At 34.7% G+C, this 19284-nt stretch carries 17 protein-coding genes; 16 read left to right on the top strand and 1 reads right to left on the bottom strand.

From position 1 onward, the window contains the following. The first annotated feature begins 16 nt into the window (after positions 1 to 16). The 4 genes from LNP81_RS10060 to LNP81_RS10045 all read left to right on the top strand — a co-directional run bounded on the left by LNP81_RS10060 (position 17) and on the right by LNP81_RS10045 (position 7603). Positions 17 to 154: a hypothetical protein gene (locus LNP81_RS10060; RefSeq protein ID WP_230035470.1), complete on the top strand. Its 138-nt coding sequence runs from the start codon at positions 17 to 19 to the stop codon at positions 152 to 154. Positions 155 to 247: 93 nt separating this feature from the next. Further along, on the top strand, positions 248 to 6376 hold the full coding sequence (locus LNP81_RS10055; protein WP_230035468.1) for a M4 family metallopeptidase: 6129 nt from the start codon (positions 248 to 250) through the stop codon (positions 6374 to 6376). Between the two features lie 65 nt (positions 6377 to 6441). Further along, positions 6442 to 7080 carry a porin family protein gene (locus LNP81_RS10050; protein WP_230035466.1) on the top strand — a complete coding sequence of 213 codons (639 nt, stop codon included), beginning with the start codon at positions 6442 to 6444 and terminating at the stop codon, positions 7078 to 7080. 331 nt (positions 7081 to 7411) lie between these two features. Continuing rightward, the gene (locus LNP81_RS10045; protein ID WP_230035464.1) at positions 7412 to 7603 is read left to right on the top strand and encodes a hypothetical protein; all 192 of its coding nucleotides are present in this window, start codon (positions 7412 to 7414) and stop codon (positions 7601 to 7603) included. A 73-nt stretch (positions 7604 to 7676) separates the two neighbouring features. On the opposite strand, the gene LNP81_RS10040 is transcribed toward LNP81_RS10045, so the two are convergent. Further along, positions 7677 to 8495: a 1-acyl-sn-glycerol-3-phosphate acyltransferase gene (locus LNP81_RS10040; protein ID WP_230035462.1), complete on the bottom strand. Its 819-nt coding sequence runs from the start codon at positions 8493 to 8495 to the stop codon at positions 7677 to 7679. 318 nt (positions 8496 to 8813) lie between these two features. Here LNP81_RS10040 and LNP81_RS10035 point away from each other — a divergent pair, with 318 nt between their 5' ends. From LNP81_RS10035 to LNP81_RS09980, 12 genes are all read left to right on the top strand, one after another. After that, complete coding sequence (locus LNP81_RS10035; protein WP_230035460.1) at positions 8814 to 9314, top strand: hypothetical protein; 501 nt, start codon at positions 8814 to 8816, stop codon at positions 9312 to 9314. A gap of 302 nt (positions 9315 to 9616) precedes the next feature. Beyond that, the gene (gene ureA / locus LNP81_RS10030; protein WP_089353443.1) at positions 9617 to 9919 is read left to right on the top strand and encodes an urease subunit gamma; all 303 of its coding nucleotides are present in this window, start codon (positions 9617 to 9619) and stop codon (positions 9917 to 9919) included. A 12-nt stretch (positions 9920 to 9931) separates the two neighbouring features. After that, positions 9932 to 10300 (top strand): urease subunit beta, encoded by a 369-nt coding sequence (ureB, locus tag LNP81_RS10025; RefSeq protein WP_230035458.1) that lies wholly within the window; start codon positions 9932 to 9934, stop codon positions 10298 to 10300. A gap of 1 nt (position 10301) precedes the next feature. Next, positions 10302 to 12023: an urease subunit alpha gene (ureC, locus tag LNP81_RS10020; protein WP_230035456.1), complete on the top strand. Its 1722-nt coding sequence runs from the start codon at positions 10302 to 10304 to the stop codon at positions 12021 to 12023. A gap of 72 nt (positions 12024 to 12095) precedes the next feature. Next, a complete protein-coding gene (gene ureE, locus LNP81_RS10015) occupies positions 12096 to 12608 on the top strand; it encodes an urease accessory protein UreE (protein WP_089353446.1) in 513 nt (170 codons plus the stop codon). After that, a complete protein-coding gene (locus tag LNP81_RS10010) occupies positions 12601 to 13293 on the top strand; it encodes an urease accessory protein UreF (protein ID WP_230035454.1) in 693 nt (230 codons plus the stop codon). The genes ureE and LNP81_RS10010 overlap by 8 nt, the downstream gene beginning before the upstream one ends. A gap of 28 nt (positions 13294 to 13321) precedes the next feature. After that, entirely contained in the window at positions 13322 to 13960 is a 639-nt protein-coding gene (ureG, locus tag LNP81_RS10005; protein WP_230035451.1) for an urease accessory protein UreG, read from the top strand. Beyond that, on the top strand, positions 13960 to 14745 hold the full coding sequence (locus LNP81_RS10000) for an urease accessory protein UreD (RefSeq protein WP_230035449.1): 786 nt from the start codon (positions 13960 to 13962) through the stop codon (positions 14743 to 14745). The genes ureG and LNP81_RS10000 overlap by 1 nt, the downstream gene beginning before the upstream one ends. A gap of 10 nt (positions 14746 to 14755) precedes the next feature. After that, on the top strand, positions 14756 to 15457 hold the full coding sequence (locus tag LNP81_RS09995; RefSeq protein ID WP_089353450.1) for a hypothetical protein: 702 nt from the start codon (positions 14756 to 14758) through the stop codon (positions 15455 to 15457). Between the two features lie 24 nt (positions 15458 to 15481). Further along, positions 15482 to 16372 (top strand): urea transporter, encoded by an 891-nt coding sequence (locus tag LNP81_RS09990; protein ID WP_230035447.1) that lies wholly within the window; start codon positions 15482 to 15484, stop codon positions 16370 to 16372. 111 nt (positions 16373 to 16483) lie between these two features. Continuing rightward, positions 16484 to 17761: a RidA family protein gene (locus LNP81_RS09985; RefSeq protein ID WP_230035445.1), complete on the top strand. Its 1278-nt coding sequence runs from the start codon at positions 16484 to 16486 to the stop codon at positions 17759 to 17761. Between the two features lie 222 nt (positions 17762 to 17983). Further along, positions 17984 to 19252: a hypothetical protein gene (locus LNP81_RS09980; RefSeq protein WP_230035443.1), complete on the top strand. Its 1269-nt coding sequence runs from the start codon at positions 17984 to 17986 to the stop codon at positions 19250 to 19252. Positions 19253 to 19284 lie beyond the last annotated feature (32 nt).

Raw genomic sequence — 19284 nt, 5'->3', positions numbered from 1 at the left:
ATGTAAATACGCCGGAATGAACGCTAAGAAAAAAAAAGAACCTTCTAAAAGTTTAGAACAACTTTTAGAAGAAGCAAAAACAAAAAAGAAAACCCTTTTAAAAATTCTTGAAAAAATAACAAAAGACAATTCTAAAGATCAACCCCAAAATTGATTTCCGGAAACCGTTTCTATGGTTTACTATCAACCATAAAACAGCATGACTATTAACTAAGCAAACTGAAATATTAATTTTAAATTTAAAAGAATGAACCAAATTTACTTCAAGACCAAGTATTTGTTTGTGTTGTTAGGTTTCTTTGCCTGTTCCGTAGGAATGGCTCAGTCACCGTTGCAAAACAAACCACAAGGAAATCTAAAAACGGCATTAGGACCGTCAGTCACGAGCCAGACAAAAGAACAGGTTTCTAAGACAAATAGTGACCCTAATTTTGGTCAGGATCCTAGTAATCTCATTACGCAGCAAGACCCGAAAATAAATGGTAAAGAACTTTCTCAGGAAGAAAGTGATGCAATAAAAAAGCAATTACAAGAAAGCGAAAAATTATTTGGGCAAAAACTAAATAATACCATTGAGAAAACAAATCCGCAGGATTCTGTGAGTACAAAAGTGAAGTCTTTTGCTAAATCTGCCAATCTAACGGCTAAAAATATATTCGAAGTAAAAAAAACCGATTTTGATTTATCGACTTCAGACAAAATGCAGTTAAAATCAATCTCTGATAATCATGGCAGAACGCTTGCCACTTATCAGCAATTGCATAATTCTGTTCCTGTCGAAGGCGCAATTTACAAGGTTAGAGAAAATAAAACCAAGATTGATGCTTTTGGCTTCACTGCCAAGAAATTATCAGTAAGCAACAAGTATAAAATAAATGCATCAACAGCTTTAGAAAATGCACTTAAAACTGTAAATGCTAAACAATATATTTGGGAGAGTAAAAAATTAGGTGCCGCAGTTAGTAAAGATATTAGCACTAAACCGCAGGGGGAGCTGGTTTATGTTGGGCCTAATTTTTCTTCCGAACTTAAAGACTATTACCTGGCCTGGAAATTTGATATTTATGCAACTAATCCGCAATCCAGCCACACTTTTTATGTAGATGCAAACTCAGGAAAAGTAATTCTTTCTATCGATTTAAGCAGTCATGCTTCCTTTACGGGACAAAGCTTAGGTAAAGGTAAATCAAGATATTCTGGAGATGTAGAATTTAATACAAAACAATATGCTGACGGATACAGACTAGAAGGACTACAAGGCAAATACAATGTACCAATGTTTACCTGGAATATGAACCACGCCGATAATGCTTCGGATGAAGTAATCACAGAATTTATTGATGATGATAATATCTGGAATGAGTTGCATAATAAAGATCATGATGAAGTTGCTATGGATATTCATTGGGGTATGCAAAAAACCATAGAATATTATGGCGAAAAATTTAACCGAAATAGTATTGATGACAAAGGAATGAGCATTATTGGTCTGGCACATCTAGGAACCAATGTCGAAAATGCTTCCTGGACTGGTGGTTGGGCACAATTTGGAGATGGTTTTGATAGTCCGTATGTTGGTTTAGGAATTACAGCACACGAATTAACTCACGGTGTAACACGTTTTACAGCTGGTTTAATTTATCAGGGAGAATCTGGTGCTATGAATGAATCTTTCAGTGATATCTTTGGTGTAGCTGTTGAGTTTTATGTTGGAAAAGATAAAAGAGAAGACATCTGGATGATGGGGAATGAATTGTATACTCATGGCAGCATGAGAAGCATGTCTAACCCAAAGGCTCAGGCGCAGCCAGACACTTATGGAGGAGTAAATTGGGTGAATCCAGCAGCTGTTACTTACGATAATGGTGGTGTACATACGAACAGTGGAATTACAAATTACTGGTTCTATCTTTTAAGTGAAGGCGGACAAGGCGTAAATGATCTTAATAACAGCTATGATATTAAAGCTATCGGACTTGATAAAGCAGAGAAAATTGCCTACATAACGCTTACAGAGTATTTATCTCCTTCTTCAAACTTTAGAGATATGCGTCAGGCAACTTTAATGGTTACAGAAGATCTATACGGATTAGGTTCTGAAGAATACAAACAAGTTACTAATGCCTGGTATGCGATTGGCATTGGAGCTGCTTATTCAGATACCCAAATATCTGTGGTTTCAGTTGAAAATCCTTCAGTTACTTGTGGGTCTTTAAAAGGAAATGAACCTTTTTATATTAACATTAAAAATACCGGAACTACTGTAATTAAAGCAAACAAAACTTTAAATTACAAATTAAGGTTAATGACAACTGGTTTTGGTGGTAGGTATAATGTTATTTACACCAACGATGGTGCTGTTAATTTTGATAAAGATCTGGCGGTTGGCGAAGAAAGGACTATAAAAATCCAGGACAATATTCCTTATATTATAAGTGCAATCATCGTAAACTATGTAGAAGTTAAGATTGATCTTAATCCTATTACAGCGTTTGGTCCAAAAGATGGGGTTTCTTTTGTTTCGAATTTTATAGTTCCACCTTCACAAAAAGATTTTGACATTAAAGTTGTGGGATTAAATCTTCCGGCATATACGGGAGGAACTTTGTCAGCAAGTCATCCTTTGGCAATCACGATCTATAATTTAGGGTGTAAGGATATACCGGCTGGATCGCAATTAAAAGTAGGATATCTAAATACGCTTCCTGGAAATGTAACTGTATGGAAAGATATTACACTGGATGCCGTTTTTAAAGGAAACTCAGAAATGACAATTCCTTTTAATGTTAATATCGACTTATCGGCAGTTGGATTGCATACGTATTCAGCTTTTGTAACATACAGCCAGGACCCTGTAACAACTAATAATAATGGTACGAATGCAGTTTATAACGGTATTGTAAATCAATTTCCGTATTATCAGGATTTTGAAGAAACACCGGGAGGCTGGTATTCAAATTCACTACAAACCAATCAAAAGTTTATATGGCAGCCCTCTACGTATTCTTTCAGAGATACCAAATCGAAATATTTGTGGGGATGTGTCCCTTTTGGAAGTACTGAAAAAATAGCTCCAAATGCTGATTTTACATTACAATCGCCAATATTTGATTTTACAAATATTACTTCTCCTTATGCTGAGTTTGATTTGGTAAATGTATTTTATAAAGGATATGACGGATTAATTGTTGAATATTCTGAAGATAATCAAAACTGGAAAAAAGTTACAGGTGTTAATTATCCTGAAACTTTACATTATAATGATTTAGTATCAGGACCTTGGTTTACCGGAATTAATAATGATTTTAAGAAAAAACCAATTATAATACATTTAGATGAACTTGCAGGTAAAAAAGGAGCTTTCCGTTTCCGCGTAATGATGAGCGATTATGACAGTGGCTTTTTAGGAGCTATTATAGACAACATTCGTGTAAGCAATGCGACATATGATTTGGCAGTGACAACAGCAAAAGCAGAAGCCGGAACATGCGATATTAATAATGATAATGTAACGGTAACGGCTAAAATCGCTAATTATTTCAAAACAACCGAAGAGAAAGTAAATGTTACAGTGAAAATTCTTGATAGTGAAAAAAATGAAATTTTTTCAAAAATTGAAAAAGTAACATTGGCATTCACTAAATATGGAGATACATTAAGCTATTCGATTCCAAATATCAATTTAAAATCTATTGGCAGAAATACCATTACGGTTTCTGTTTTTCCTGAAGATATGAATCAGGATGTTAGGCCGGAAAACAATTCTTTTACATTCAATTTCGATAATTGGAATAATGAGGACATGAAAGTATCTGTACTTCCATATACAATGGATTTTGAAGAGGCAACGAAATATAAAGGATGGAGAGCTACTGAAAACATCAATAGTGCAGGTTGGCAATACGGAACCAGTAAAGATTTAGGTTCACCAGGATGGTTTTTAGAAGGTCATGATCACTTTATGGCGAGTAATGATGACAAATGCAATTGCGACGCTTCAAATGATATGTTGATTTCTCCTGTATTTGATTTGAGTAATTATAAAGAAGCACATCTAGTATTTGATGGCTTTGGTGACGGACAAAGACTTTCTGACGGATATGTAAAAGTAAGTACCGATGGAGGTAAAACCTGGGAACAGATATTTAAAATGTCTTATATCACTAATTGGATAGAGTACCATGTAGATTTAACACCATATGCAGGAAAACCTTGTGTTCTTATAGCATTTGTACACGATGATAATGGACTGTTTGCTAACGGTTTTGCAGTAGATTATATTAGAATCAAAGAAACAGCAGATTATTTGCAGTTATCTAATCTAAGTGTAGCCGAAAAAGTATTTGAAGATGCTCCTACACACCAATTTTTTATGAATGTCAAAAATTTATCATATAGCACCGTTAATAAAGCGACTTTAGAGTATCAAATTTCTCAAAATGGTATAGCGGTGGGGCAACCGGTAGTGTTAGAAAAAGGAGATCCGATATTTCGATATCAGACTATTGTTTACACCATAAATGGTATTCCGCAATTACCGGCAGGAAATTATGAAATTAATGTAAAAGCATACGTAGATGGCCAGCCAAAGGCTATGATAGAAAGTCTTAAAGGAACTTTTGAAGTTATTGCAAAGGCTCCAGACTTAGATACTGAAACTTTTTCAAATATGCCGGAAGGATCATTATTTGGAGCAAAAGGATTTGTTTCAAGCCAAAGTGATAAAACTTTTCCATGGAGCGTAGTGGTTACTCCGGGTAATCAATACTTAGCGATTCCTACAAAAGATCATACGGGAGATACTGCTGCAAAAATGCTTTACCATCCGCTTGAAAATGGTTCTAACTATGGCGAATTAATCATGCCGCTATATAAGTTGTCTGATAATGCAACTGCCATGGAGTTTTATTATGCAGTCGACAGTAATACCAACAACGATCTTAGTATAGACATTAAAACCTTAGGAGGCGAATGGATTGAAGCTTGGAAAATCACGAATCAAGGAAAACATTCGGACAAAGAATGGCAAAAAGGAGTCGTTAATTTTAATAAATATAACGGAAAATCTGTCATGATACGATTTAGACATTCTTTGACAGAAGGTTATTCTTATATGGTATTAGATGATTTAAAATTAATCTCAGACCCTATTGTAGATGTATCAGTTCAAATATTGTCACCAAAAGATATTTGCGGCGGATCTGAATTTAAAGTGAAACTAACCAATGAAGGACAAATTGCAATTGCAGCAAAAGCAATTCAGTTAGATTTAGGATATACAAACACGCTTGAAAATATTTCAGAAATTGTTGATGCCGGAATTCCTGTGGGAGAAAGTATAGAGTATATTTTTAAAAAACAACCAAAACTTGATGAAAGTGGTGACTCTCACTTATTTAATCTTATTGCGAAATTAGAAAGTGATTTTATTCCGATGAACAACGAAATAAAAAACTATCTATATCAGGGAGTATCAGCAGATATTAAAATATTCGATAGTCCAATAATTCATGGATATGCAGGTAAAAGTTTGTATCTAAATGCAAAAACTAATTTTACTGGTAAAAAATTGAAAGTTGCTTCATACAAATGGAGTACGGGTGATGTTTCTAATGCTATTGAAATTACCAAAGAAGGAGATTACACTGTAACATTAGTAACAGAAGACGGATGTATACTGACAGAAACTATAACGGCAAAATTTGACAGTTTCGAATCAGATTTAGCAAGCGGAGGTCTTTGTGGTCCTGAAGTTGTGTTGAATCCAGGAAATTACAATGCTTACGAATGGTTTGACGGTTCAACAGAACCAACTCGTGTAATAACTGAAAGTGGTAATTATTTTGTAACGGTTTACAATGAAAACGGAATTGGTAAAACTTTTAGCACTACCATTTCTATTCTCGAAAACAATATTGTACCGGAAATTCAGGTAACAGGTGACAAAAAATTAACCTCTAATGTTGAAGCAGCATCTTATCAATGGTTTTTAAATGAAAGACCAATACCAAATGCAACCGAAAAATCGATCATTACCTTCTGGGAAGGAAATTACAGCCTTCAGGCAACTAATGCTAACGGATGCAATAGTCTGTCAAAACCGTTTGACTCAAAAGGTATGCTTTTAGGAAAAATAACAAATCCTTTTAGAGTGTTCCCTAATCCTGCTGTTGATAATGTAAATATTTTTCTTGGAGATAACCTTCAAGGAGAAACAAAAATCAACATTTACGCTATGGATGGCAAGACAGTATCTACAAAAACGTACACCAATGTGCCATCAAACATAAATGTAAGTACATTAACTCCTGGAGTTTACATTTTAGACTGTACGATACAAGGTAAAAAATATTCAGCCAAGATTATTAAAAAGTAACTCAATTACTGATAGAACGGTAGCTCTCTTTTGAGAGTTACCATTCTTAAAAACAACTAAAAGCTATGAAAAAATATACGCTAATACTATGCACATTATGGTTAAGTGCTACTTGTATGGCTCAAAATCAAAAAGTTAAACTGGGCGTAAAAGCAGGTTTAAATATTTCGAGCCTTACTTTTGATGAAAGTGAATTGAACTCATCAAGCAAAACAGGATTTACCGCGGGATTTATGGTCGACATTCTTATGGCGAAAAACTTCTCGATTCAACCTGAATTATTGTACAGCGAGCAAGGAGTAAAAAGTTCTTTTTCGGATCCGGATGTAACCAATTCGAATTATAAAGGTACCATTAAACTGAACTACTTAAACATTCCTGTAATGCTAAAATATTATGTAGTAAAAGGACTAAGCCTACAGGCAGGACCTCAAATAGGAATACTTTTAAAAGCAAACAATAAATATCAGGATAACTTTTTAGGTTATAACAATCATGAGAGTTTTGATCTTAAGAAGTATTCAAGCAGTATTGATACTTCTGTAAATCTTGGATTGGGTTATCAGTTTAAAGATAAATTTTACGCAGACGCAAGATATAATATTTCGTATTCGAATGTTTTCAAAGAAAGCGACGTAGATTATTTCATTACTAATGATATGAAGAATCGGGTTTTTCAAGTAACGGTTGGCTATTTTTTTTAATTGAATTATTGTTTTTGAAGCTATCAGAAATTTTCAAAGATTATGTTTTTATTGTTTTTAAAACATACTTTACTAGATTACTGAAAAACTTTTAAGGAAATAATAGTTAATAATTAGGAGTGAAAATTAAGTTTTTCACTCCTTTTTTGTTTTGAATTTAAATGATTTTTGTGAAATTTAAATTCCCCCTGAAAAAATATTTTTATATTATTTCTTATATTCGCTAAAAATAAACCGATCATTTTAAGCAAGTTAACATCAGATTTAAATTAATTTAATGAAATAATTGTAAAAGGAATATAATTGACATACTTATAAAACATTAAAAAAAATGGAAAATAAAAAATCAATCTCATTTGCCTTGTTGGTGGTAGCAATCATTTTGGGCGTAACATTATTTAAACAATTCGACTTTAAAAATCTAAAATTTGAGCAGCCAGCTTTGGCAGTTATTTATATAATTGTGTTCGTATGCTCTATTTACTTTTTGGTAAAAAAGCCGAAAAAAAGTTCTGAAAAATAAAAAACTACTTCAGATATAAATCTTGTGATATAAAACCCTTTATACAAGTTTAAACTTCTACTTAATCATTTAATTAATTGTGTAATTGATTTTTAAGAGCGTACAATTTATTTCTTAGATTTTTCAACAATAAAGGATCCGAAGCTTTAGTGCTTACCTCTGTTAAAAATATGGCTTTCCCGATAGTCATCTTTAACGCATGCCCTTGTTTGTTAAAAAGCTCTGAGATTAGTTTTGAAGTCTGCAACATAGGATGAATTGATTTTAGCATACTAAAGAAAAGACCGTTATTTCCATGAAAATAGATTGGAAGAATAGGCACGTTTGCTTTCGAGATAACCTTCCCTACTACAGGATGCCACTCTGGGTCTGTAATTTTACTGGTCTTAAAATCATAAGATGAAACTTCTCCGGCAGGAAAAATGGCAACAGGAGTACCTTCGCTCAATGCTTTGAGTGTCATTTTTAGTCCTGTAATACTTGCAGAATTTTGTACGTTTTCAAATGGATTAACAGCAATAATACATTTTGCCAGATTCGGAATTTCCTTTAATAAAAAATTACCCATATACATGGTATCAGGACGTCTTTTGGCAATTGTACTTAATAAAGCTAAGGATTCAATACCGCCGTAAGGATGATTTGCAATCACAATAAAAGCTCCTTCACTAGGAATATTCAGTAATTCTGCGCCATCAAATTGTACCTTGACACCAATTCTTGTTAAAACATAATCTGCAAAATCTGCGCCTTCGAGATTACCTCCCTCTTTTACAATGGTATTCAAATTATTAATCTTCATTACTTTCATTAAATAAGAAGATAAACCGGGAATTGGAATTTTAGAAAGACCAGCCGCTTCAGAAAATTTTTCTTTGGATATCAATGTCATATGCTATAGCTATTAAGGTTGAGTGTAAAAACTAATAAAAACCCTAAAAGGAATTGGCACTAGTAATGATTATTATTTATTAAGGAAATTTGGTTTATTTATAACTTCAGGATTGCAACAAGAATTTTGATTTATGAACAGAAAAATCATTCTATAATCTACATATTCTTTATTGCGATCGCGGTAAAGATACTCGATTTTATATGCGAACATAGAATATGGAAATAAAACAACAATAAAAACCACAAATTTTAAAAGTAGCTTAACATTAAACGATTTTAAATATTTAAGCTTAACAATATCAATGGTATTAATTGAATGAAGCTTATTGGTGCAGTATTGAATAAAAAATTGCATTTACATTTTGTCCCGATTTTGACTATTTTAAATGATCTTTTTGATAGTGAGAAAAACATCTATCAGTATACCTTTACATTTATGATAATGAAAGTAAAAAAAGGATCAATTGGACGTTATGCCATCTTCTTTTTCACAATTTTTTGTGGTGCTTTCTTTATGCTTAAAAGTGAAAATCATCTGTTATTAAAAACGAATAATGGTACATATTCACAAAAAACAGATAACCAAATTTCGAATTCTGTTTTTAATGTATTCGATATTCAAGAAGGACTTGCGATAGATGATGATTTAAATCAACCACTATTAGACATTAATATATTATTTGAAGAATGGAGTGCTTATACTTTAAATCTTCATTTTTATTCTACACAGCCGGTTAGTATAACCAGTCATAACTATTCGTATATCACTTTACCTCGATATATTTTATTTCATTCCCTACGAATTCCTAGTTGTTAACTTCTTTTTAGACTTCATTTATAAGTTTGTAATTAGGGGTAAAATTTAACTTATGCTTTTGCTAAAAGCAAGTTGCTAAGTTTCTTTCCAAAGTCAGCGTTTTAGGTTAATACTCTAAATATGGCTGCAAAAATCCAAAAACAGATTATTGGTATTACCCTATTGATTCTTATTGATAAGTATCAAACTATAAATGAATCGTTTACAGATTAATATTCGCTTTGCACACATTCATTGTATCTTTTTTAATTTTTTAACAAGATAAATAATACAATAAATTTAATTTTTAAATAAAAATAATTATGCACTTAACACCAAGAGAAATTGAGAAACTCATGTTGCACACAGCAGGAGAACTTGCTCTAAAAAGAAAGGCCAGAGGTCTAAAATTGAATTATCCGGAAGCAGTGGCTTTAATTAGTCATTTTTTACTGGAAGGCGCAAGAGATGGCAAAAGAGTTGCCGAGCTAATGCGTGACGGAGCTCAGATTCTAACAAAAGATGATGTAATGCCGGGAGTAGCTGACATGATTCATGATGTCCAGATTGAAGCTACTTTTCCTGATGGAACCAAGTTAGTAACCGTACATGATCCAATTCGTTAATCCCAATTTATTATGACTCCAGGAGAAATTTTTGTAAAAGAAGGCACAATCATCTGCAATGAAGGCAGAGAGACTGTAAAAATAAAAGTGACCAATACAGGAGACCGCCCTATTCAGGTGGGTTCCCATTTTCACTTTTTTGAAGTGAATAAAGCGATGAGTTTTGATCGTGAAAAGGCTTTTGGAAAAAGACTGAATATTGTTGCCAGTACGGCCGTTCGTTTTGAACCGGGAGAGGAAAAAGAAGTGATACTTGTAGCAATTGGCGGAAACAAAAAAGCAATGGGCTTTAATAATCTTGTTGACGGATTGGTAGATTCTGATACTACGAAAAAAGAAAGTTTAGCTAAAGCGAATCAATTAAATTTTAAAAATTCATAACATGAGCTTAAATGTAGACAGAAAGCAATATGCTAATATATTAGGTCCAACTACTGGAGACAGAATTAGATTGGGAGATACTGAAATAATCATTGAAATCGAAAAAGATTTTACACATTATGGCGATGAAGCTGTTTTTGGAGGTGGAAAAACGGTTCGTGACGGGATGGGACAAAATGTTGAACGCACAAGAGATCAGGGCGTATTAGACCTTTGTATCACCGGAGCAACTATTATTGACCACTGGGGAATTGTAAAGGCAGATATTGGAATCAAAGATGGTAAAATCATAGCGATAGGCAAGGCGGGAAATCCAGATACCATGGATGGAGTATCTCCTAACATGATTATCGGTGCATCTACAGAGGTTCATGGTGGTAAAGGTTATATCGTAACTGCCGGAGGAATTGATACACACATTCACTATATCTGTCCACAACAAATTGAAACGTCTCTTTACAGTGGTATTACAACCATGATTGGCGGAGGAACAGGACCAAATGACGGAACAAACGCAACGACTTGTACGCCAGGTAAATTCAATATTCAGAGAATGTTGGAATCTGCAGAAGAATTTCCTATGAATTTAGGCTTCTTTGGTAAAGGAAATTGCTCGGCAGAAGCACCGCTTGAGGAACAAATTGAAGCAGGAGCTTTAGGTTTAAAAATTCATGAAGACTGGGGAGCTACAACCGGAACAATTGATACTGCACTTAAAGTAGCGGATAAATATGATGTTCAGGTGGCTATTCATACTGATACTTTAAACGAAGGTGGATTTCTGGAAGACACCATGAAAGCGATCAATGGAAGAGTAATTCATACTTTCCATACTGAAGGTGCCGGTGGTGGACACGCTCCGGATATTATCAAAGCTGCAATGTATCCAAATGTATTGCCTGCTTCTACAAATCCAACACGTCCTTATACCGTTAATACGATAGACGAACATCTAGATATGCTTATGGTATGTCACCATTTGAGTAAAAATATCCCTGAAGATGTAGCATTTGCTGATTCTCGAATTCGTCCTGAAACTATTGCTGCCGAAGATATTTTGCATGATATGGGAGTATTCAGTATTATGAGTTCCGATTCTCAAGCTATGGGAAGACCTGGAGAAGTAATTACCAGAACATGGCAAACGGCAAGCAAAATGAGAGATCAGCGTGGTCAGTTAGAAGAAGATAAAAATACACAAAATGATAACTTCCGTACCAAACGTTATGTAGCCAAGTACACTATTAATCCTGCTATTGCTCACGGTATTTCTAAATATGTTGGATCTATTGAGCCAGGTAAAATAGCTGATTTAGTTATCTGGAAACCAGCTTTATTTGGTGTTAAACCAGAGATGATTGTAAAAGGAGGTTTTGTAATTGCTGCAAAAATGGGCGATCCAAATGCGTCTATCCCTACTCCACAACCTGTGATTTACAGAAATATGTTTGGAGCTTATGGTCGCGCTAAATTCACCACTTGTGCAACTTTCGTTTCTCAGGCTTCGATTGATAATGGATCTATTGCTGATTACAAGCTGGAAAAAATGATTCTTCCTGTAAAAAATTGCAGAAACATCTCTAAAAAAGACCTTATCCATAATGATAAAACACCGGTAATTGAAGTGAATGCCGAAAACTATCATGTAACGGTAGATGGTGTACATGTTACTTGTGAGCCGGCAGAAACGCTTCCATTGACTCAATTATATTATTTATTTTAATAGTAGTAGACATCTAAAAAGACCTAACAGATTTTAAAAAGCTGTTAGGTCTAATATAAAAAATAAAAAACGATGACCATCAGTGAAACTTTAGGTACTATTTCGAATAGTACAATTAACGGACGATCAATAGATTATCTTGACTTAGAATGGTTTGAATCAACAAAGAGAATTCAACGTAAAAAGACACGTCAGGGAGAAGATATTGCCATAAAATTCCTGAGAGAAGGGCAACGCCTTCGAGAGGGAGATATTCTTTTTGAAAATGAAAAGAAAATAATTGTGGTCAATATTCTGGAAACAGAAACTATTGTTATTTCTCCGTCTTCAATGCTCGAAATGGGAACAGTGTGCTACGAAATTGGAAACAAACATATTCCGCTTTTTATACAAGAAGACAAAGTGTTGTTGCCTTTTGAAATGCCAATGTTCAGATGGCTGGAAGTAAGCGGTTTTAAACCCGAAAAACAATCCGTGAAATTATTGAATCTGTTAAAATCGAATGTAGAACCACACGGACATGGAAGTTTGGGTTCAACAATTTTTACTAAAATCCTAAAAATGGCAGCTCCAAAAGATGAATAATATAAAATTTTTAGCCAGTCTTTTGCATATTTCCGACCCTACATTGCCTATTGGAGGATATTCTCATTCTAACGGACTTGAAACGTTTATACAAAATAAAATTGTACACAACGCAGCAACTGCACAGGAGTTTGTAGAAAATATGCTTAAGTATAATCTCAAATACAACGACGGTGCTTTTGTAAAATTGGCCTATGAAGCTACTGAGGCTAATGATTTAAAAGCCATTTTAGATCTGGATCAGGAATGTAACGCTTTAAAGTGCCCAAGAGAAATTCGTCAGGCAAGCCAGAAATTGGGATTGCGTTTGATTAAAATCTTCAAAAGACGTGAGAATTTTCAGTTAATGGAAGCTTATGAAAAAGCGGTTCGAAATGGTGATGCAAATTCTCATTACTCTATTGTTTTTGGAATGTTTTGCTCTCTGTTAAAAATTCCTCTGCAAGAAGCCCTTTTTGGATTTTACTACACTTCTACCGCCGGAATGATTACCAATGCTGTAAAGTTAGTACCACTGGGACAATTGGATGGGCAGGATATTTTATTTCGTCTGTATCCGATAATGGAAAAAACGGCTCAGGAAACCATAACATTAGAGCGAGAGTATGTAGGACTCTGCAACACCTCTTTTGACATTCGCTGCATGCAGCATGAAAGACTGTATTCAAGACTATACATGTCATAATTAAAATTAAAAATCAATTTATAAAAAAATGAAAAATAGAAAATATATAAAAGTAGGCGTTGCCGGACCAGTAGGTTCTGGAAAAACTGCTTTATTAGAACGATTAAGCAGACACTTATACGGAACGTATGATCTTGGTGTGATTACAAATGATATCTATACCAAAGAAGATGCAGAGTTTATGGCTAAAAACAGTCTTTTGCCTCATGAACGCATTATTGGGGTAGAAACAGGAGGATGCCCTCACACAGCTATTCGCGAGGATGCAAGTATGAATCTTGAAGCAGTAGATGAATTGGCAAACCGCTTCTCAGATATTGAATTAATTTTTATCGAAAGCGGCGGAGATAATCTATCGGCAACTTTTAGCCCGGATCTTGCCGATGTAACCATTTTTATAATTGATGTTGCCGAAGGTGAAAAAATTCCAAGAAAAGGAGGACCAGGTATCACAAGATCAGATTTACTGGTGATTAATAAAATTGATTTGGCTCCTTATGTAGGTGCAAGCCTTGAAGTGATGGAAAATGATGCGAGAAGAATGAGAAAAGGAGCCCCTTTTATATTTTCAAATCTTAAAACAGATGTCGGTGTACCGGAAATTATAGGCTGGATCAAAAAATATGCTTTACTGGAAGAATGTGAAGAACCGAATCTACTAAGATAATGAACAGTCGCTTACATATTATAGCAGGTTATAAACAAGGAAGTTCTTATGTAAAAGACCTCTATGTGTCTCCTCCTTTTCGTGTAGTATCAGTAGGACAGCGCAAAACCGACAATAAGCTTTATCAAATTGTGATGAGTACCTCGCCGGGAATTCTATGCGGTGATCGTTACCAATTAGATATTGATTTAGAAAAAGGAGCCGCGTTGCAGCTGCAGTCACAATCATATCAAAGATTATTTAATATGAAAAATGACGCTGTGCAGCAGCTTACTATCTCGATGGAGGATGATACTTCTTTTGCCTATGTCCCACATCCGGTGGTTCCTCATGAAAATTCTGATTTCAAAAGTAAAGCCGAAATCCGTATTGGTACAAACAGTCAGTTGATAATTAGTGAAATAATCACCTGTGGAAGAAAGCATTATGGAGAGCTTTTTAAACTGAGACGTTTTCAGAATCTTACAGAGATTTATCATAAAAATAAATTGGTTGTAAAGGACAATGTGCTTATTCAACCCGATCTGATTCCGATAAACGGCATAGGAAATCTGGAAGAATTTACGCATCAGGGAACTCTTATCTTTTATAGTACAAAAGAAAATACGAATAAAAATCTCTTAGTCGAAACTATCTATTCTATTATTGAATCTCAAAGTGAGATCGAAATCGGCATTTCGGCAATGGAAGATAACGGATTCGTTATTCGAACACTGGGACATGGTGGTGAAGTAATGTATAATTTTTTCCTTAAGGTCCAGGAAATCCTTTGGGAATTAGAATAAAAAATAAGTTATGAATACTACTATTTGGGCATTAATACTGAGTGCTGTATCTATAAGTTTTATACACACCGCATCAGGACCGGACCATTATTTACCATTTATTGTTTTGTCGAAATCTAAACAATGGAGCAAAAGCAAAACAATTCTACTCACGATTGCCTGTGGTTTTGGCCACGTTTTGAGCTCTTTGGTTTTGGGAACTATTGGGGTTTTTATGGGATGGCAGCTTAATAAATTCTCCTGGTTTCAGGAAATCAGAGGTAATATTTCGGGTTGGGCATTGCTCCTTTTTGGAGTAATCTATCTCATATATGGAGTTATTCAAACCATAAAAAACAAACCTCACAAGCATTTTGATGTATTAGGAGATGATGTTTATGTGTATGAACATAATCACGGAGAAGTAGTTATGCCTCAAAGCCGGATAAAAGTAACTCCCTTTGTGTTGTTCATGATTTTTGTCATGGGACCAAGTGAACCACTTACACCACTTCTTTTTTATTCGGGATTAAATCGTTCTGTGACCGAAATTCTTGCATTAGTAATACCATTTGCACTTACAACTGTTGCAACAATGCTGGGCATGGTATTGCTTGGGCGATACGGATATTCAACCTTTTTCAAGACCGACAAACTAGAACGCTATATGAGTGTTGTAAGTGGCGCTGTAGTCACTATATGCGGTATTGGAATGGTCTTTTTAGGATGGTAAATTCAAAACAAAAAACAATTCAAAATGGATAAAATTTTCACAAAATTTCCCTTTATCGACAATGTATTAAAGGGAATGGGGCAAATTATGCTTCAGGAAAACAGATGGACAGGACTCTTATTTCTTATTGGTATTTTTATAGGAAGCTGGCAGGGAGGTGTTGCTATTTTGCTGTCTACAAGTGCTGGAACATTTACAGCTATGAAACTGGGTTATGACAAATCCGAAATTAATGCCGGATTATATGGTTTTAGTGCAGCTTTGGTGGGAGTAGCTTTGTCTTTTTTCTTTCAGACCACAATATTAATCTGGACTCTTATTGTTTTAGGAGGTGCACTGGCAAGTATTATCCAGCATTTTTTTATTAGCAAAAAAATTCCGGCGTTTACATTTCCATTCATTGTTATAATTTGGTTATCCGTTTTTGTATTACATCATTTTACAGATATCCCACCTTCGGAAATGATTACCGCAAAACCGGAAAATGTTGCCTATAGCGAATTTATAACACCCATAAATGGCTTTGGTGAAGTCATTTTTCAAGGAGGATTATTATCCGGAGTCATTTTCTTTATCGCAATTTTTATCAGCTCCCCCGCAGCTGCTTTATATGGTCTTTTGGGATCTTTATTGGGGGCTTATTTTTCATACATGGATGGCGAATCAATCGAAGGTATTCACATGGGACTATTCGGTTTTAACGCAGTACTTTCGGCGATTGTTTTTTCAGGTTTCAAAAAAACAGACGGATTGTGGGTATTAATCGCAGTCCTGATTACAGTTGCTATTGATGACTTCCTGATTGATCATAACATCCTGACTGAGGTAGGCGGAGTACTGACTTTTCCGTTTGTGGTAGGAACATGTCTTACATTACTTATTAAGAGTTTTTTTATTACTAAAAAACAAAACTAAAATCATCCTCTTTACAACATTATTAAATTCAAAATAATCATGCATTTCTTGCTTTGACAGCAGAATTGCATCAGCTAAAACTTACTCCAATTATTAAAATAAATAAACAAAATGGCATCAAATAAAATAAACTCATTACTAGCTAGAAATACCGAAAATGCACCAAAAAGTATCGGACCATATTCACAAACTGTAGCGTTTTCACATTATAATAATCTTTCAGCTCAATTACCAATCGACCCAAAATCTTGTAAAATAGTAGCTGGTGGTATAAAAGAACAGACTGAACAGTGTTTTAAAAATATCAAGGCAATTTTAGAGAGCATCGATCATGTTATGAATGATGTCGTTAGAATTACTGTATTCGTTAAAAACATCAAGGATATTGATACTGTAGACCAAGTTTACAAAATATTCTTCCCTACTTATGTTCCAACACGAACTACAGTTGCAGTTGCAGCTTTACCTATGAATGCTTTAGTACAAATTGAAGCGCTTGTTTCAAATGGCGAGGGTACAATTCCTAATGCACCACAGGCAGGTAATCTGATAAAACTTATCAATAACACCACAAATGCACCTATATGTAGTTTGTCTGCACAAACAGTATCATTCTCTCATTATAATAATCTTTCGGCTCAATTACCAATCGATCCAAAAACAGGCAGATTGGTAACAGGAGGTGTAAAAGAGCAAACTCGACAATGTTTAAAAAATATCAAAGCAATTTTAAACAGTATTGATGTTCCTTTTGATGATATTGTTAAGATTAATATCTTTCTTCAAAACCTGTCAGATATTGAAGCTGTAGATGAGGTTTATACAACATTTTTTCCAGACTCGGCTATTGCCAGAGCTGTAGCTTATGTTCCAGCAAGAACAATCGTTGCCGTTTCTGATTTATCTATGCATGCTTTAGTGCAAATTGAAGCAGTAGTGTCACACGGAGACGGGACGCCTCCTCAAGCTATCGAAGACAGACATGGAATTGTCATAAAAGCAAACAATACCGAAAATGCGCCAAAGAATTCTTTGTCTACACAAACCGTAGCATTCTCACATTACAATCACCTTTCAGCTCAATTACCAATCGATCCAAAAACGGGTAAAATGGTAGCCGGAGGTGTAAAAGAGCAGACAGAACAATGCTTAAAAAACATCAAAGCAATTTTGGAAAGTATTTCACATGGTATGGAAGATGTGGTTAAGGTTAATATTTTCCTTAAAAACATCACAGATAGCGACCTTGTAGATGAGGTGTATACAACATTCTTTCCAAACGGTATTCCTGCACGAAGAACAGTTGGTGTATCAGCATTACAAAAAGATGCCTTAATCCAAATTGATGTAGTGGTTTCAAATGCAGAAGGAACACCTCTAAAAATATAACAGTTATCATTAGATGAGTATATCCTCTCATTTTGATAACATTCAACTCAAAATAATTTATTAAAGGGGAATAATCCTATTCTCCCCTTACCCTTCTGCTTTATTTCTTTAGCTTTTTTTTATTCCTAAATAAACTAAAAAAGTATTTAGCATCGGGCAAGTACGGTTGTTTCTTAATGAATTCAGAAATCAAAATTACCTTATACTTAAAATAAAGCAATTATGAAAAATAGTAAGTTCGCATTTTTATTCTTGGTTGTTATTGGTTGTTATACAGCACAAGCACAAATTAATTTTCCATCTCAACAAAAAACAGATGATGGAAAATCGCTTTATGAAATGGAGTTTTCTCCTCGTTTAAAATTAAATGGCTACCTAAATTTGGGAGGTAATGACATGAATTCTCAGTCACTCAACCTAAATTCAGCCGATCCTTACAATAAAATCGATCAAAAAAATGCAGGTTTCAATATGTACCAAACACAGCTGGCATGGAAGACTACCTATAATGGATTCTCAAAAGGTCCTTTAGTTACTTATGTCGAAGCACAATGGTGGGGTGCTCCCGGTGCAGGCGGTAACTTACAATTGAGAGTAGCCTACGTAGATTACAATCATTGGCATATAGGTCAGGACTGGACTTTCTTTGGTAACGGTGTTCCAAGCTGGTACAATACGCTGGACTGGGAAGGACCTAATAGCGGCACATGGGCGCGTCATCTACAGGTTAAATATTACAATGATTTTGGTGTCGACAAATCGTGGAAATTTGAAGGTGGTGTCGAAAGTTCTTCTGAATATCTTAAAATCGCTGGCGGAGTTACTCCCGGTCAGTTTTCTGTAGATCCAATTGTAGCATTTACCAAAAAACTGCATGACCAGACCGGTTACTTACGTTTAGCCTTTATGGGACGTACGCTTCGTTATGAAAAAGACACAAATGATAATGCTATGACAATGGGATGGGGTGTTAATGTCAATTACAAAACCATGCTTAATGAAAAGAGTTATTTTATGGCTCAGGCTGTAGCTGGTTCTGGTATAGGAGGCTCTTATACTTTATCCGGTGCCTTGTTTGGTAATGGAGGTGCAGGAAATATGTATGATGCCATTTATGACCAGAATGGCAATTTTAAAACGGTTCCTATTTATGGAGGTTCTGCAGGCGTAGAATATTACTTTGAAGAAAAGAAAAGACTGCATTCTAATTTAGTTGTCGGTTATACTACCATGACGTATAATGCAAGTCCTGTTTCGCTTGTAAACAGCAAAGTTATAAATGATAATTCAACATCAGATTTTGTTAACAATAATACGAATTCGAATACGCGAATTGCTTTGCCTTCTGCTTCTATCAATGCTATGTATGATATCACCAAAAACTTCTTAATAGGTTTAGAATATGATGCCGGCGCGAAACAGATCATCAATACCAATACACAAACTTCTACAGTCAATAAGATTGCTGTAGGCATGATGGTTGGATTCTAGCTTTTACTATAATAGACTTTTGAGTCGCATTA

Source organism: Flavobacterium piscisymbiosum (genome assembly GCF_020905295.1).
Lineage (GTDB): Bacteria > Bacteroidota > Bacteroidia > Flavobacteriales > Flavobacteriaceae > Flavobacterium > Flavobacterium piscisymbiosum.
The sequence above is the reverse complement of the archived record's forward strand: the minus strand, read 5'-3'. Positions and strand labels throughout refer to the sequence as shown.